The sequence below is a fragment of the Paracoccus marinus genome, assembly GCF_007018965.1.
In the GTDB taxonomy this organism is placed as follows: Bacteria; Pseudomonadota; Alphaproteobacteria; order Rhodobacterales; family Rhodobacteraceae; genus Paracoccus; species Paracoccus marinus.
The window spans coordinates 17,931-33,582 of record NZ_VJYZ01000010.1 but is presented as its reverse complement, the minus strand read 5'-3'; the positions used below and the strand labels follow the sequence as shown (position 1 = coordinate 33,582).

Genomic DNA, 15,652 nt, shown 5'->3' with positions numbered 1-15,652 from the left:
GGGCCACGAGCCTGTTTCCGAGCGGCCCTTGAAGCCAGCACGCCGGAGGGACGCGTCCGCCCGGGTGGGTGCGAACGCACCCGCCTGAGGGCGGGCGGGCGCGTCCCGGTCCGCTCTGGGCGGACCGGGGGTGCATCGAAGGACCGTAGGGTCAAACCACCGTGACGCCGCTGCCTTCCTCGACCCGGCCGATCACCGCCGCCAGCGGATAGCCCGCGTCGCGGATGCGGCTCACCCATGCGGCCGCCGCCTCCGGCGCGACCGCCACCAAGAGCCCGCCCGAGGTCTGCGGATCGCACAGCAGCGCCCGCAGCCAGTCCGGGCAGCCTTCGGGCAGCGTCACCTCGTGCCCGTAGGCGGCCCAGTTGCGGTGCGAGGCGCCGGTGACGAAACCCGCCTGCGCCAGTTCGTCGGCGCGCGACAGGCGCGGCAGCGCCGCCGCCTCTAACACCAGCCGCGCGCCCGATCCGCGCGCGACCTCCAGCCCGTGCCCGAGAATGCCGAAACCCGTCACGTCGGTGATCGCGTGGACGGCCGGGTCCTCGGCCAGGTCGGCCCCGATCCGGTTCAGAAGCGTCGTGGACGCGATCATCTCGTCGATCCCGGCCTGGTCCAGCGCGTCCTTCTTGATCGCCGACGAGTAATGCCCGACCCCCAGCCCCTTGGTCAGGATCAGCGCGTCGCCCACCCGCGCGTCCGCATTGCGGCGCAGCTTCGCCGGATCGACCAGCCCGATCACGGCCAGGCCGTAGATCGGTTCGACCGAATCGATCGAATGGCCGCCGGCGACCGGGATCCCCGCCTCGGCGCAGATCGACTGCCCACCCTGCAGGATCAGGCGGATCGTTTCGGCCGGCAGCCGGTCCACCGGCATGCCAAGGATCGCCAGCGCCATGATCGGCCGCCCGCCCATCGCGTAGATGTCGGAAATCGCGTTCGCCCCGGCGATGCGCCCGAAGGCGTGGGGGTCGTCCACCATCGGCATGAAGAAGTCGGTCGTGGCGATCACCGCCGTGCGATCGTCGATCTGCCAGACGGCGGCGTCGTCGGCGGTCTCGTTCCCGACCAGCAGCTGCGGGAACATCTGCCCCACCGGCTGGCCCGCAAGCAGGTCGCGCAGCACGGCGGGGGCAAGCTTGCAGCCGCAGCCGCCGCCGTGGGCAAGCTGGGACAGGCGGATCGTGGGATCGGTGGCGGGGGCGGTGGGGGCGGTCATGGCGGTCATCCTGCATCGCGTCGCCCCGGGTCTAGCATGCGGCGGCGGCCTTGCCAGCCGGGGCCGTCCGCGCTGTATGGTTGCGGCAGAACCGCAAGCGAAGCGGAGCCCCGCCATGTCCGACCCCGCCGCGTCCGATCCCGTCACGTCCGACCCCGCCGGTTCCACCCCGCCCGGCCACCACGACGCGCAGATGTCGTTCCAGGGGCGGATGAGCTACGGCGACTACCTGTCGCTCGATCCCGTCCTGTCGGCGCAGCACCCGCGGTCGTCCGCGCATGACGAGATGCTGTTCATCATCCAGCACCAGACCAGCGAGCTGTGGATGAAGCTCGCGCTGCACGAGCTGTCCGCCGCGCGCGAAGCGATCGCCGCCGACCGCCTGCGCCCGGCCTTCAAGATGCTGACCCGCGTGGCGCGGATCATGGAACAGCTGAACAACTCGTGGGACGTCTTGCGGACGATGACGCCCAGCGAATACCGGCAGTTCCGCCCGTTCCTGGGCGAAAGCTCGGGGTTCCAGAGCCACCAGTACCGGATGATCGAGTTCGTGGCCGGCAACCGCAATCCCGCGCTGATCCGCCCGCACGAACATCGCCCGGACCTCGCGCAGTCGCTGCGGGCGGAACTGGACCGGCCCTCGATATACGCCGTCGTGCTGGCGCGGCTGGCGGCGGCGGGGTTCGACGTGGCGCCGCCCGCCGATCCCCGCGCCGCGACCGCGCCCGACCCGCGCGCACGGGCGGCGTGGGCCGCGATCTATGCCGACCCGGAACGCTGGTGGGCGCTTTACGAACTGGGCGAGAAGCTGGTCGATTTCGAGGATTACTTCCGCCGCTGGCGTTTCAACCACGTCACGACGGTGGAACGGATCATCCGCTTCAAGCGCGGGACCGGGGGCACGGCGGGGGTGTCGTACCTGCGGGCGATGCTCGACACGGTGCTGTTCCCGGACCTCTGGGACCTGCGCGCCGATCTGTAGCCGCGACCGCGCCACATCTGTTGACCAGGCGGGGGGTCGGGTCCATCATCGGCGCACCTATCTATTCGACAGGCAAAGGACGGAGGATCGGATGAACATCGACCTCTCACGGCGCGGCTTCCTGAAGCTGGCGGGTGCGGGTGTCGCGGCGACGTCGCTGGGGGCCCTTGGCTTCGGCGAGGCAGAGGCGGCGGAGCTCGCGCATGTGCGCGGCTTCAAGCTGACGGCCACCACGGAAGCGCGCAACACCTGTCCCTACTGCTCGGTCGCCTGCGGGATCATCATGTATTCCCGCATCGACGACGAAACCGGCAAGAAGCGCATCGTCCATATCGAGGGCGACGCCGACCATCCGACCAACCGCGGCACGCTGTGCCCCAAGGGCGCGGCGCTGAAGGATTTCGTCAACGCCCCCACCCGCCTGACCCAGCCGCGCATCCGCAAGCCCGGCGCCGACGCGTTCGAGCCGATCGGCTGGAACGAGGCGCTGGACAAGATCGCCCGCGCGCTCAAGGACGACCGCGACGCGAACTTCATGTCGCTGAACGAGGCGGGCGTGCCCGTGAACCGCTGGACGACGACGGGCTTTCTGGCCGCGTCGGCCACCACCAACGAAACGGCCTGGCTGACCTACAAGGTCGTCCGGTCGATGGGAGTAGTCGCGTTCGACAACCAGGCGCGCGTCTGACACGGCCCCACGGTGTCCAGTTTGGGCCCGACATTTGGCCGTGGAGCGATGACCAACTCCTGGACCGACATCAAGAACACCGACCTCGTGGTCGTCATGGGCGGCAACGCCGCCGAAGCGCATCCCTGCGGCTTCAAGTGGGTGACCGAGGCCAAGCACCATCGCGGCGCCAAGCTGATCGTCGTGGACCCCCGGTTCACGCGCACGGCCAGCGTGTCCGACTATTACGCGCCGATCCGGCCGGGCACCGACATCGTGTTCCTGATGGCGCTGATCCGGCACATGATCGAAAACGACAAGGTGCAGTGGGACTATGTCCGCAACTACACCAACGCGGCCTATATCGTGCGCGACGACTTCGGCTGGAGTGACGGGCTCTTCAGCGGCTACGACGAGGAAAAGCGCGACTACGACAAGAAAAGCTGGGACTACGTGATCGGCGACGACGGCTTCGCGGTGACGGACCCCACGCTGGAAAACCCGCGCTGCGTCTGGCAGCTGCTGCGCGCGCATGTCGATGCCTACACCCCCGAACTGGTGGAACGCGTCTGCGGCACCCCCGCCGACCGCTTCCTCAAGGTCGCCGAGATGATCGGGGAATGTTCGTCGCCGACCAAGACCATGACCTCGATGTACGCGCTTGGCTGGACGCAGCATTCCAAGGGCGCCCAGAACATCCGCGGCATGGCGATGCTGCAGCTGATCCTGGGCAACATCGGCGTCCGGGGCGGCGGGATGAATGCGCTGCGCGGGCATTCCAACATCCAGGGGCTGACCGACATCGGGCTGATGTCGAACCTGATCCCGGGCTATCTGAACATCCCGACCGAACAGGAACCCGACTGGGCCACCTACATGAAAAGCCGGGCGTTCAAGCCGCTGCGGCCCGGGCAGACCAGCTATTGGCAGAACTATCCCAAGTTCATGGTCAGCTTCATGAAGTCGATGTGGGGCGACGCCGCGACGGTCGAGAACGACTGGGCCTATCATTACCTGCCCAAGCTCGACGTGCCCGCCTATGACGTGCTGCGCATCTTCGAGATGATGGACCAGGGGCGGTGCAACATCTACTTCTGCCAGGGCTTCAACGGGCTGCTGGCCTTCCCCGATCGGGGCAAGGTCACGCGCGCGCTGTCCAAGCTGAAGCTGCTCGTCACGATCGACCCGCTCGAGACCGAGACGTCGCGGTTCTGGGAAAACCACGGCGAGCACAACGACGTGGACCCCGCCGCGATCCAGACCGAGGTGCTGCAGCTGCCCTCGTCCTGCTTTGCCGAGGACGAAGGCGCGCTGGTGAACTCGGGCCGGTGGCTGCAATGGCACTGGCCGGGGGCCGAGCCGCCGGGCGAGGCGAAGCTGGATACCTGGATCATGGCGCAGGTCTTCTTGCGGGTGCGCGACCTTTACCTGAAGGAAGGGGGCGTGTTCCCCGACCCGATCGTGAACCTGACCTGGGACTATGCCGACGCCAACGAGCCCACGCCCGAGGAACTGGCGAAGGAAATGAACGGCCGCGCGCTGAGCGACCTTTCGGACCCTGCTGATCCGTCGAAGACGCTGGTGAAGGCGGGGCAGCAGGTGCTGAACTTCAGCCAGCTGCGCGACGACGGATCGACCGCCTGCGGCTGCTGGATCTATTCCGGCTCGTGGAACGAGAACGGCAACAACATGGCGCGGCGGGACAACTCGGACCCCGACAGCACCGGCGCCTTCGCCAACTGGACGTGGAGCTGGCCGTTGAACCGGCGCATCCTCTACAACCGCGCATCGTCGGACCTGGACGGCAATCCCTGGGACGACAGCCGCCGCCTGGTCTGGTGGGACGGCGCGAAATGGACGGGCTACGACGTGCCCGACATCGCGCCCACCGCGAAGCCGGGCGAGGTCGGGCCGTTCATCATGAACCAGGAAGGCGTGTCGCGCCTGTTCTCGCGCGGGCTGATGCGGGACGGGCCGTTCCCGACCCACATGGAGCCGTTCGAAAGCCCGATGGCCAACGTGTTCAACCCGGCCATGCGGGGGAACCCGGTGGCGCGCGTCTTCGAATCCGACGTGGCGCGGCTGGGCGACAGCGCCGAGTTCCCGTTCGTCGCCACCAGCTACCGCCTGACCGAGCATTTCCACTACTGGACCAAGCACAACGCGGTGAACGCCGCGCTGCAGCCCGAGTTCTTCGTGGAGATCAGCGAGCAGCTTGCGGCCGAAAAGGGCATCGCCAAGGGCGGCCGGGTGCGGGTCTGGTCCAAGCGCGGCGAGGTCTGGGCCAAGGCGCTGGTGACCAAACGGATCAAGCCGCTGATCTGCGACGGAAAGCCCGTCCACGTCGTCGGCATCCCGCTTCACTGGGGCTTTGTCGGCGCGGCGCGGAAGGGGTGGGGGCCGAACAGCCTGACCCCCTTCATCGGTGACGCCAACGTGGAAACGCCGGAGTTCAAGGCGTTCCTCGTCAATATCGAGCCCGCCGCAGGGGAGGCCGTGTCGTGACCATCGCACCCAACGTGGACAGCCCCCGCACCGCCACCGCGAACCCGCCCGTGCAGCCGGCCCAGGGAAACCTGGGCCAGGCGGCGGTGGTCCGGTCCTCGGCCGGCGGGCCGGTGGCGGAAAACCCGACCGCGCTGACGCCGGTGGCCAAACTCATCGACGTGAGCAAGTGCATCGGCTGCAAGGCCTGCCAATCGGCCTGCGTCGAATGGAACGACACCCATCCGGGTGTCGAGGAAAACGTGGGCGTCTATGAAAACCCCCACGACCTGACGCCCGACATGTTCACGCTGATGCGGTTCGCCGAATACGACAACCCGGAAACGGGCGACTTCGAATGGCTGATCCGCAAGGACGGCTGCATGCACTGCGCCGATCCGGGCTGCCTGACCGCCTGCCCGGCGCCCGGCGCGATCGTGCAGTATTCCAATGGCATCGTGGACTTTATCCACGAGAACTGCATCGGCTGCGGCTACTGCGTCAGCGGCTGTCCGTTCGACATCCCCCGCATCAGCCAGGTCGATCACCGGTCCTACAAGTGCACGCTGTGTTCGGACCGCGTGGCCGTGGGCCAGGGACCGGCCTGCGCCAAGGCCTGCCCGACCCACGCGATCACCTTCGGGACCAAGGACGACATGACGGCGCTGGCCGCCGAGCGGGTCGAGGACCTGAAGTCGCGCGGGTACGACAACGCGGGCCTTTACGACCCGCAGGGCGTCGGCGGGACGCACGTGATGTATGTCCTTCATCACGCCGACAAGCCGGGCATCTACAACGACCTGCCCGAGGACCCACAGATCGCGGGCGTGGTCGAGAACTGGAAGGGCCCGACCAAGACCGTGGGCCTTGCCGCGATCGGGCTCGCGGCGCTCGGCAGCGTGGCGATGGGGCTGTTCAGCCGCGTCGCGGTCGAGCCCGAGGATGAACGCCACGCCGAGGACCTGGTGGACCGCGCCGCCGCGATCCCCGGCGGCGAGGGCAGCGGTGAAGGAAAGGACGCCTGATGACCGGACGACGCTATTCGGAACCGGGCGACCGCATCCTCAGCCGCGACCCGGTGTCGGTGCGGCGCTATGCCGGGTTCACCCGGCTGAACCACTGGTTCACCGCCACCACGCTGATCCTGCTGGCGCTGTCGGGATTCGCGCTGTTCGACCCCTCGCTCTACTGGCTGTCGTCGCTGTTCGGCGGCGGCCAGGCGACGCGCTGGGTCCATCCGTTCATCGGCATCGCGCTGTTCGTCAGCTTCATGATCCTGTTCGTGCAGCTGGTGCGCCACAACCTGTTCCGGCGCGAGGACGCGGTCTGGGCCCGCAATATCGGCGCCGTGGTCAAGGGCGACGAGGACAGGCTGCCCGAGCTGGGCAAGTACAACCTTGGCCAGAAGTTCGTGTTCTGGGCCATGTTCTGGCTGATCGTGGTGCTGATCGCGACCGGCTTCATGATCTGGTACCAGTTCTTCCCTGAAATCGTGTCCGTGGACACCCGGCGGATCGCGCTGATGGTCCATTCCATCGCCGCCGTCCTGACGATCCTGACCCTGATCCTGCATGTCTTTGCCGCGATCTGGACCCGGGGCACGCTGTCGGCGATGACGACCGGCACGGTCTCGGGCGGGTGGGCGTTCCGCCACCACCGCAAGTGGCTGCGAGAGCTTGCTGGACGCCAGCGGACCGATCCGGCAGAGTGACCGCCTGCGGCCTCGACCAGCCCGGGGCGCAAGGGGCGAGATGACAGAGGTCGTAGAACCCGATCCCGGCATGATCGGCGGCGTTCCCACGCCGCCGCTTGCCATATTGCCCCGGCCCGCCCGGCTGTTCGACGCCCGCGCGGCGCGGCTCGACGTGCTGGCAGAGGGGTCGAACCTCGGCCCCTACCTGCGGTTTCTGGCGGGTCTTGCGCGGGTGCAGGCGCGGCTGGCGGCCGACCTGCCCGCGCCGGTGCCGGTGCCCGCCGACCGCGTGGCGCTGGCCCGCGCGTCGCGGATGCCGCCGATCGACCGGCACGACGCGATCGCGGACCCCGCGCTCGACGCCACCCTGACCGCGCTCTGCCGCGAGGCGACCGCGATCGAGATGCCGGCCGCCGCCCGGCTGGCGCTGGACGCGGTTGCCGCGGCATCGGCCGAGGACCGCCGCTGGCTTCTTGGCAACGTGCTGGACGACGCGATCCCAGCAGACAGCCCGGCCCCGCATCTGTTCGCCGCCGCCGCCGTGCAGGTCCACCTGGCCCGGATCGCCGCCGCCCTTGACGCCGGCCAGCTGGTCCCGATCCGCACCGGCGTCTGCCCGGCCTGCGGCGGCCGCCCGGCATCGTCCGTCGTGACCGGCGTGCAGGGTGCCGAGGGCACGCGCTACCCCGCCTGCTCCTGCTGCCAGACGCTGTGGAACGAGGTGCGGGTCAAGTGCCTGTGCTGCGGGTCTACCAAGGGGATCGGCCTGCAGTCCGTGGATGACGGGACCGGCGAGGCGACCGTGCGGGCCGAGACCTGTGACGCGTGCGGATCCTGGGTTAAGCAGATGCTGCAGACCCGGAACCCGGCGCTCGATCCGGTGGCGGACGACGTGGGCACGCTTGGCCTCGACGCGCTGATGCGCGGGGGGGCGTGGCGGCGCGGCGGCGTGAACCCGTTCCTGATCGGCTACTGATGGCGTCCCTTCGCGACCTGCCGTCCGTGGACCGGCTGCTTGCCGGGGCGGCGCGCGGGCTGGTAGATCTGCACGGCCGCACGGCGGCGACCGCGGCCCTGCGCGCCGCGCTGGGGGGCGCGCGGGATGCGGCGCTGGCCGGGGCGGCGGTGCCCGACGCCGACGCGCTGGTCGCGGACGCCGCCCTGCGGCTTGATGCCGGGGCCGGGGCGCTGCGCCCGGTCCTGAACCTGACCGGCACCGTCCTGCACACCAACCTTGGCCGCGCGCTGCTGGCCGAGGCCGCGATCGAGGCCGCGACCGACGCCATGCGCCACCCCGCCGCGCTGGAATACGACCTTGCCACCGGCAACCGGGGCGAGCGCGACGACCACGTCCGCGACCTTCTATGCGACCTGACCGGGGCCGAAGCCGCGACCGTCGTCAACAACAACGCCGCCGCCGTGCTGCTGGTCCTGAACGCGCTGGCCGAGGGGCGCGAGGCGATCGTGTCGCGGGGCGAGCTGGTGGAAATCGGCGGCGCCTTCCGCATCCCCGACATCATGGCCCGCGCGGGCGTCCGGCTGGTCGAGGTCGGGACGACCAACCGCACCCACCCGCGCGACTACCGGGACGCGGTGACGGACGACACCGCGCTGATGATGAAGGTGCATCCCTCGAACTACCGGATCGAGGGGTTCACCGCCGCCGTCGCCCCCGCCGAACTGGCCGGGATCGCGGGCGCGGCGGAGGTGCCGCTGGTCAACGACCTGGGGTCCGGGACGCTGGTGGACCTGACCCGCTGGGGCCTGCCGCCGGAACCCACGGTGCGGCAGGCGGTGGCCGAGGGGGCCGATCTGGTGACCTTCTCGGGCGACAAGCTTCTGGGCGGGCCGCAGGCGGGGTTCATCGTCGGGCGCGCCGACCTGATCGCGCGGATCAACCGCAACCCGCTGAAACGCGCGCTGCGGCTCGACAAGATCCGTCTTGCGGCGGTCGCGGCGACGCTGCGGCTGTACCGCGACCCGGACCGGCTGGCCGAACGCCTGCCGACCCTGCGCCTGCTGACGCGCACCCGCGACGACATCGCCGCGCAGGCCGCGCGGCTGCTGGCGCCGGTGGCCGCGATGCTGCCCGGCATCCGGGTCGAGGTGGTGGACTGCGCCAGCCAGATCGGATCGGGCGCGATGCCGGTCGAGGCGCTGCCCTCGGCCGGGCTGGCGCTGTCGGGCGACCGGGGGTCGGTGCCGGATGATCTTGCCGCGCGGCTGCGTGCGTTGCCGATGCCGGTGATCGGCCGCATCCGCGACGGCGCGCTGATCCTCGATCTCCGCTGCCTGCCGGACGACGGCGCGCTTCTGGCCAGCCTGTCGCATCTATGATCGTCGGCACGGCGGGCCATATCGACCACGGCAAGACCGCGCTCGTCGGCGCGCTGACGGGCGTGGACACCGACCGCCTTGCCGCCGAAAAGGCGCGCGGGATCACCATCGAACTGGGCTTCGCCTATGCCGATCTGGGGGTCGGCGCCGATGGGGGCGCGATCACCGGCTTCGTGGACGTGCCGGGGCATGAACGGTTCGTCCACACGATGCTGGCGGGCGCGGGCGGGATCGACCTTGCGCTGCTGGTGGTCGCCGCGAACGACGGCGTCATGCCGCAGACGCGCGAGCATCTGGCCATCCTCGATCTGCTGGGCGTCACGCGCGGAATCGTCGCGATGACCAAGGCCGACCTCGCCGACGACATGCGGCGGGCCGAGGTCGAAAGGCAGATCCGCGACCTGATCGCCCCGACCGCGCTGAACAGGTCCGACATCATCGCCGTTTCGACCGTCACCGGCGAGGGACTGGACAATTTGCGCGCCGCGCTGGCCGCCGCCGAGGCCGCGACAGCCGCGCGCGGCACCGACCGGCGGTTCCGGATGGCGGTCGACCGCAGCTTTTCGCTGAAGGGCACCGGCACGATCGTGACCGGCACCGTGCAGTCGGGCCGCGTCGGCGTGGGCGACGTGGTCGTCCTGTCGCCCTCGGGCCTTGCGGCGCGGGTGCGGGGCATCCACGCGCAGAACCGACCGGCGGGCGAAGGGGTGGCCGGGCAACGCTGCGCGCTCAACCTTGCGGGCGACGGCATCGCGCCCGAGCAGATCGAGCGGGGACAGGTCGTGGGCGCGCCCGCGCTGCACGCCCCCACGGACCGGATCGACGCGGACCTGCGGGTGCTCGCGGGCGAGCCCAAGGCGATCTCGACCTGGTTTCCGGCGCGGCTGCACGCCGGCGCGGCCGAGGTGGGGGTGCGGATCGTGCCGCTGGCCGCCGCCTTGCAGCCGGGCGGGTCGGGGCCGGTGCAGCTGGTGCTGGACCGTCCCATCGCGGCGGCCGTGGGCGACCGCTTCATCCTGCGCGACGTGTCGGCCCGCCGCACCATCGGCGGCGGCAGCTTCCGCGACCTGCGCGCCCCCGCCCGGCACCGTCGCACGCCCGCGCGCCTGCAGCTGATCGAGGCGCAGGGCATCGCCGACGACGCGCAGGCGCTGGCCGCGATGCTGGACATCGCCCCGCATTTCGTGGACCTGACCGGCTTTGCCCGCGACCGCGCGCTGGCCGATTCCGACGGCCTTGCCGCCGCCGTGGCGACGCTGGACGCCGGTGAAGCCCGGTTGGCTCTGTCCCACGCCACGATGCGGACGCTGGATGCGGGCGCGCTGGACACGCTCGCCACGTTCCACGCCGACCACCCCGAGATGCAGGGGATGGTGCGCGAGCGGCTGCGGCTGGCTTTGACGCCGCGCCTGCCCAAGGCAGGCTTTGCGGCATGGCTCGCGGGCCGGGTGCAGGCGGGCGCAGTGACGGCCGAGGGCGGGTTCGTGCGCCTGCCCGGCCACGTCGTCCGCATGACCGCCGAAGAACTTGCGCTGCTCGACCGCATCCTGCCGCAACTCGGCGGCGACGACCGCTTCCGCCCACCCCGCGTCCGCGACTTCGCAGCCTCGCTCGCCGTGCCCGAGGGCGACGTGCGCCGTGTGCTCAGGATGGCCGCGCGGCAGGGACGGGTGGACCAGATCCGGCCCGACCACTTCTTCCTGCGCGCCACCACCGCCGAGATGGTCGGCATCATCGCCGAGGTCGAGGCGGCGGCACCCGACCGCTGGGTCACGGCGGCGGCGTTCCGGGACCGGGTCCAGAACGGGCGCAAGGTCGCGATCGAGATCCTCGACTTCTTCGACCGTCAGGGCGTAACAATGCGGCGGGGCGACCTGCGGCGCCTGAACCCCCACCGCGCTGACATCTTCGCGGACTGACCTTCGCGGATGCGCGGTGCGCGCCGGTCTTGGAGGAGAATCGTCCCCGGTGGGGCGGCCGGACTTCAAATCCGGTTGGGGCAGCGAGCCTGTCCCGGGTGGGTTCGACTCCCATTCTCCTCCGCCAGCGGGGCCCCGTTCAGCCGTTCAGGCTGAGGCCCCGCGCGGTCGGCGGCTGCCACGTCTTGGACGTGGGCGCGGCGCCTGCGGGGTTCGTGCCGATCATCGACCCGCCCGTGCCGCCCGTCCAGCCGGTCGAGCCGGAATTGCCGGGCGCGGTGCCGTCTGCCGTCGCGCGCTGGGGCTGCGTCGCGGGCGTGGCGGTCGCATCCGCAGAGCTGCCGCCTGTCCCGCCCGCCGCCGTGTCGTCCACCGACTGGGCCGAGGCAGGATCGCCCGCGGCTTCCTGACGCTGGACGTAGGCCGGTTTCAGGGCAGGCTGATCGGCGATCGCGGCGACCTCTGCCGGGGACAAGGTTTCGCCGGCTTGCGACTTGCCTTGAACGGTGGCCGCGAATGCCGCGGCCGCCTGCGCCTGCTGCGCGGCAAGGACCTGCGGATCGGGCTGCGCGGCCGGTGCCTGGCCTGCCGGCTGGCCCGCCACGGCCGCCGGACCGGCGGCGTTCGGATCGGTAGGCGTCGGGGTCGCCAGCGCGTCCTGCGTGGTGGCGGGGGTGGGGGTCTGCACCGGCTCCCGCGCGGCGGCGGGTTGCGATGCGGCGGGCGGGGCGACGACGCCGGGCGCCGCCGGCTGCGGCGCCAACGGCGCATCCTGCGCGGCGGCCGGCAGCGCCCCCAGCACGAACAAGGTGACCAGACGAAAGGCAATCTGTGGCATCACGTCGACTTTCCTGCAAACCCGCGGGCGACCTCGCGCGTTAACCAAGCTTCGCATCACCGGCTTGCGAAAGAAACTGCTTTGCCATTTTCGCAGTTCCCATGAAGTCGCAGAGGCCCCGCGGTTGCGCCGGCCCGCGGTTCCAGCGTTCTTTTGCGAGTAAGGCATTTCCGGCCGAGGGGCCCACGAGGAACCAACCATGAAGAAGATCGGCTTTCTGTCCTTCGGTCACTGGTCGTCGTCGGCGATGTCGAAGACGCGGTCGGCATCCGACAACCTGCTGCAGTCCATCGACCTGTCGATCGCGGCCGAGGAACTCGGGCTCGACGGCGCCTATTTTCGGGTCCACCACTTCGCCCGCCAGCACGCCTCGCCGTTTCCGCTGCTCGCGGCGGTGGGCACCCGCACCAGCCGGATCGAGATCGGGACCGGCGTGATCGACATGCGCTACGAAAACCCGTTCTACATGGCCGAGGATGCGGGCGCGGCCGACCTGATCTCTCGGGGGCGGCTGCAACTGGGGCTGAGCCGGGGATCGCCCGGGCAGGTGGTCGAGGGGTGGCGCCATTTCGGCCATGTCCCCGCACCGGGTGAAACCGACGCCGACATGGCCCGGCGGCGGACCGAGATCTTCCTTGCGCTGCTGGAAGGCGAGGGGTTCGCGGAACCCGCGCCGCAACCGATGTTCCCGAACCCGCCCGACGCGCTGCTGCGGCTCGAGCCGTTTTCCGATGGGCTGCGGGATCGCATCTGGTGGGGGGCCGCGTCGGACGCGACGGCGATCTGGGCCGGGCAGCTGGGGATGCACCTGCAAAGCTCGACGCTGAAGACCGACGAATCCGGCGAGCCGCTGCACATCCAGCAGGCGCGCCAGATCCGGCTGTTCCGCGAGGCGTGGTACGCCGCCGGCCACAAGGGCGAGCCGCGCGCGTCGGTCAGCCGCAGCATCTTCGCGCTGGTGAACGACATGGACCGGCAGATCCTGGGACGCGAGCAAAGCGACCGCGACCAGATCGGCATCATCGACGACACCCGCTCGATCTTCGGGCGCAGCTACGTGGCCGAGCCGGACGTGCTGATCGACCTGCTCGCCCAGGACGAGGCGATCCGCGAGGCGGACACGCTGCTGCTGACGATCCCGAACCAGCTGGGCGTCGACTACAACGCGCACCTGCTGGAATCGATCGTCACGCTTGTCGCGCCGGGGCTTGGCTGGCGCTGACCTTTGACGCGGTTTCGGGATTGGGCGCGGCCTGAGCGTCCGCCCGCGCGGCGATCCGCGCCGCCACGGCCGCGACCTGAACGCGGATGTCGGGGATCGCGGTGATTTCCCAGAACGCCGCCCGGGACACCGGCCCGATGGCGAGGATGCGGTCGGACGGGTGCCCGTCGCGGTCGATCAGGTGGCAGTCCCCGGTCACCTCCAGGCCCACGCGCAGCACGTCCACGCGCGCCTTTCCGTCGGCCAGCAGCCCCGCGACAAGGGGCGTCGCGTGGCGTTCGGGGTCGTTACGGATGCCACGGCAGTCGATGATGCGGGCGGCGTCGATGGCGGTGGTTGCGTCCTGCCCGTGCGGGCGGATGATCGCACGGTCCGACCCCGCCTCGCCCGCCTCGGCGCGCAGGAACGCGCCCCGGCGGTGGATCAGCTGGCCGCTGGCGACCGCGCGGTCGATCAGGGCGGCCGAGCGCGGCGGGATGCGGTGGCGGTGAACGTCCCACCACGCGACCGCGTGGCGCAGGAAGCGGGCGCGTTCGGCCAGCGGCGCGGCCTTCCACAGCGCGATCGCATGCGGGCGGATGTTGTCGATGGCATCGCGCCAGTTCTTGCCCTCGGCCCGGGCGCGGCGGGCGAGGTCGCGGGCCCAGCGGGTGACGACGCTCATCGGCGCGCCGAACGGCACGTCGGCGGCGTCCACCGGGAACGGGTTGCGGCCCGGCACGTGCGGGCGCGGCAAGAGGCCGCGGCGCGAGACGGTGACGATCTGGCCGCGATGGCCGGCGCGGGACAGCGACAGGACCTGGTCCACCATCGACAGGCCCGTGCCCACGATCACCACCGTGCCGTCAGGGTCGATCCCGTCGACGCCTTCCCACGCGCCGGTCGTCAAGCCGCGCGGGTCGGGTCGCGGAACGGCGTGGCCGGTGGCGAGGATCGCAAGATCGGCCGCGATCGTCGCGCCGTCCGCCATCCGCGCCACGACGCCGCGACCGCTATCGTCCAGCCGCTCGCAGATGCCCTGCACGTGGCGCAGCCGGTCGCCGCAAGCGCCGGCGCTGTCGCGCAACTGGTCGGTCAGGTAGTCGCCATAGGTGCAGCGGCTGACGAAGCTCTGCTCGGTCATCCCCGACCCTTCGGGGCGCGCCTTGAGCCAGCGGAAGAAATGCAGCGGATCGTCGGGGTACGCCGTCATCATGTCGGCGCGGGTGTTCAGCAGATGGTCGGGATCGGTGGTCGAATAGGCGATGCCGCGGCCGGGGCGATACGTCCCCTCGACCAGCGTCACGGCGACCCTGTCCGACTGCCGCAGCAGATGCGCCGCCATCAGCGCCCCGGTCGCACCGCCGCCGAGGACCACGACATGGAAGCAATCGCGGCGCGTTTCCGCGTCGCCGGCCGGGTGCCGCGTGTCGGGTTGGTCGGTCATGGTCATCTGCGCCTCTGCCGGTTGGCCCGTCGGCCGTCTGCGCGACGGTCTAGCGGAAAGCGTGACGCAACGGCAATCGCCGAGTTCGCCCTGCGGTTGCGGCCCGACGCCGCCAAGCGGAGCGGCAGGACCGGGGCGGGCGCGACAGCCCGCCCCGGCCGGGTCACGCGAGGTCGTCTACCGTGCGGATCACGCGGCTGAGAAGCCCGTAATCCAGCGCCTCCTGCGTGTTCAGCCAGAAGTCGCGCTCGGTATCCGCGGCGATCCGCTCGACCGGCTGGCCGGTCGCATCGGCGAAGATCTGGTTCAGGCGGTCGCGCATCAGGCGCAGCTGTTCCGCCTGGATCATCATGTCCGAGCTGGTGCCGCCGATCCCGCCCGAGGGCTGGTGGATCAGGAAGCGGGTGTTGGGCAGGCAGAACCGGTTTTCCTGCTTGGCGCCGACGAAGATCAGCGCCCCCGCGCTCGCCACCCAGCCCGAGCCGATGGTCCGCACGGTCGGGCGGATGAAGCGGATCACGTCGTGGATCATGTCGCCGGATTCGACGTGGCCGCCGGGCGACGAGATCAGGACGTTGATCGGCTTGTCACTATCCTCGGCCAGCGCGAGCAGGTGCGAGACGGTGCGCTGCGCCAGCTTGTCGTTGATCGTGCCCGCGACGATGACGGTGCGCGAGCGGAAATACAGCTTGTCGATCGCGGGGCTTTGCGGAAGCCCCAGATCCTCGCCTTTCTCGTCGTCCTTCCGCGGCTCGTCCTCTTCCTCGTCGGGGTCGTCGTCATCAAGCCGGTGGGGCGGAAACGGGTGCAGCATCGGGGCATCCTTTCATTGGCGCAGCGGGGGGCGCGGCGCGAAGCCGGACCCCGT

The 15,652-nt window shown here is 70.6% G+C and carries 13 protein-coding genes and 1 tRNA gene; 10 read left to right on the top strand and 4 right to left on the bottom strand.

The genetic code is table 11. From position 1 onward, the window contains the following. Positions 1–151: 151 nt before the first annotated feature. The gene (gene selD, locus FNF32_RS05915) at positions 152–1,216 is read right to left on the bottom strand and encodes a selenide, water dikinase SelD (RefSeq protein WP_131675125.1); all 1,065 of its coding nucleotides are present in this window, start codon (positions 1,214–1,216) and stop codon (positions 152–154) included. A gap of 115 nt (positions 1,217–1,331) precedes the next feature. On the opposite strand from selD, the gene FNF32_RS05910 reads away from it, so the two are divergent. The 9 genes from FNF32_RS05910 (at position 1,332) to FNF32_RS05875 (ending at position 11,425) form a co-directional block, all read left to right on the top strand. Next, positions 1,332–2,198, top strand: a complete 867-nt coding sequence (locus tag FNF32_RS05910) for a tryptophan 2,3-dioxygenase (protein ID WP_131675126.1) — start codon at positions 1,332–1,334, stop codon at positions 2,196–2,198. Between the two features lie 91 nt (positions 2,199–2,289). After that, the gene (locus FNF32_RS15890) at positions 2,290–2,886 is read left to right on the top strand and encodes a twin-arginine translocation signal domain-containing protein (RefSeq protein ID WP_131675127.1); all 597 of its coding nucleotides are present in this window, start codon (positions 2,290–2,292) and stop codon (positions 2,884–2,886) included. A 12-nt stretch (positions 2,887–2,898) separates the two neighbouring features. After that, entirely contained in the window at positions 2,899–5,370 is a 2,472-nt protein-coding gene (gene fdnG, locus FNF32_RS05905; RefSeq protein WP_221930666.1) for a formate dehydrogenase-N subunit alpha, read from the top strand. Continuing rightward, positions 5,367–6,374: a formate dehydrogenase subunit beta gene (fdxH, locus tag FNF32_RS05900; RefSeq protein WP_131675129.1), complete on the top strand. Its 1,008-nt coding sequence runs from the start codon at positions 5,367–5,369 to the stop codon at positions 6,372–6,374. The genes fdnG and fdxH overlap by 4 nt, the downstream gene beginning before the upstream one ends. Beyond that, positions 6,374–7,060, top strand: coding sequence for a formate dehydrogenase subunit gamma (locus tag FNF32_RS05895; RefSeq protein ID WP_131675130.1), 687 nt, complete (start codon positions 6,374–6,376; stop codon positions 7,058–7,060). Before fdxH ends, FNF32_RS05895 begins: the two co-directional genes overlap by 1 nt. Before the next feature lie 40 nt (positions 7,061–7,100). Continuing rightward, positions 7,101–8,018 (top strand): formate dehydrogenase accessory protein FdhE, encoded by a 918-nt coding sequence (fdhE, locus tag FNF32_RS05890; RefSeq protein WP_143796526.1) that lies wholly within the window; start codon positions 7,101–7,103, stop codon positions 8,016–8,018. Continuing rightward, positions 8,018–9,379 carry an L-seryl-tRNA(Sec) selenium transferase gene (selA, locus tag FNF32_RS05885; RefSeq protein WP_131675132.1) on the top strand — a complete coding sequence of 454 codons (1,362 nt, stop codon included), beginning with the start codon at positions 8,018–8,020 and terminating at the stop codon, positions 9,377–9,379. Before fdhE ends, selA begins: the two co-directional genes overlap by 1 nt. Next, positions 9,376–11,298 carry a selenocysteine-specific translation elongation factor gene (gene selB / locus FNF32_RS05880; RefSeq protein WP_131675133.1) on the top strand — a complete coding sequence of 641 codons (1,923 nt, stop codon included), beginning with the start codon at positions 9,376–9,378 and terminating at the stop codon, positions 11,296–11,298. The genes selA and selB overlap by 4 nt, the downstream gene beginning before the upstream one ends. Before the next feature lie 31 nt (positions 11,299–11,329). Next, positions 11,330–11,425, top strand: a tRNA-Sec gene (locus FNF32_RS05875). Positions 11,426–11,437: 12 nt separating this feature from the next. On the opposite strand, the gene FNF32_RS15570 is transcribed toward FNF32_RS05875, so the two are convergent. Further along, positions 11,438–12,136, bottom strand: coding sequence for a hypothetical protein (locus FNF32_RS15570; RefSeq protein WP_246087708.1), 699 nt, complete (start codon positions 12,134–12,136; stop codon positions 11,438–11,440). Positions 12,137–12,335: 199 nt separating this feature from the next. Between FNF32_RS15570 and FNF32_RS05865 the strand changes: the two genes are divergently transcribed. Beyond that, positions 12,336–13,358, top strand: a complete 1,023-nt coding sequence (locus FNF32_RS05865; RefSeq protein ID WP_131673606.1) for an LLM class flavin-dependent oxidoreductase — start codon at positions 12,336–12,338, stop codon at positions 13,356–13,358. Here the strand turns inward: FNF32_RS05865 and FNF32_RS05860 are convergent. Both FNF32_RS05860 and FNF32_RS05855 read right to left on the bottom strand, forming a co-directional pair. After that, the gene (locus tag FNF32_RS05860) at positions 13,324–14,784 is read right to left on the bottom strand and encodes an FAD/NAD(P)-binding protein (protein WP_131673662.1); all 1,461 of its coding nucleotides are present in this window, start codon (positions 14,782–14,784) and stop codon (positions 13,324–13,326) included. The genes FNF32_RS05865 and FNF32_RS05860 overlap by 35 nt on opposite strands. A 163-nt stretch (positions 14,785–14,947) precedes the next feature. Beyond that, entirely contained in the window at positions 14,948–15,598 is a 651-nt protein-coding gene (locus FNF32_RS05855; RefSeq protein WP_131673607.1) for an ATP-dependent Clp protease proteolytic subunit, read from the bottom strand. Between the last annotated feature and the right edge of the window lie 54 nt (positions 15,599–15,652).

Coding starts and splice junctions, on each gene's coding strand:
- FNF32_RS05895 (WP_131675130.1), top strand. CDS start 6,374: ATGACCGGACGACGCTATTCGGAACCGGGCGACCGCATCCTCAGCCGC.
- FNF32_RS15890 (WP_131675127.1), top strand. CDS start 2,290: ATGAACATCGACCTCTCACGGCGCGGCTTCCTGAAGCTGGCGGGTGCG.
- FNF32_RS05855 (WP_131673607.1), bottom strand. CDS start 15,598: ATGCTGCACCCGTTTCCGCCCCACCGGCTTGATGACGACGACCCCGAC.
- FNF32_RS05865 (WP_131673606.1), top strand. CDS start 12,336: ATGAAGAAGATCGGCTTTCTGTCCTTCGGTCACTGGTCGTCGTCGGCG.
- selD (WP_131675125.1), bottom strand. CDS start 1,216: ATGACCGCCCCCACCGCCCCCGCCACCGATCCCACGATCCGCCTGTCC.
- FNF32_RS05860 (WP_131673662.1), bottom strand. CDS start 14,784: ATGACCGACCAACCCGACACGCGGCACCCGGCCGGCGACGCGGAAACG.
- selA (WP_131675132.1), top strand. CDS start 8,018: ATGGCGTCCCTTCGCGACCTGCCGTCCGTGGACCGGCTGCTTGCCGGG.
- FNF32_RS15570 (WP_246087708.1), bottom strand. CDS start 12,136: ATGCCACAGATTGCCTTTCGTCTGGTCACCTTGTTCGTGCTGGGGGCG.
- selB (WP_131675133.1), top strand. CDS start 9,376: ATGATCGTCGGCACGGCGGGCCATATCGACCACGGCAAGACCGCGCTC.
- FNF32_RS05910 (WP_131675126.1), top strand. CDS start 1,332: ATGTCCGACCCCGCCGCGTCCGATCCCGTCACGTCCGACCCCGCCGGT.
- fdhE (WP_143796526.1), top strand. CDS start 7,101: ATGACAGAGGTCGTAGAACCCGATCCCGGCATGATCGGCGGCGTTCCC.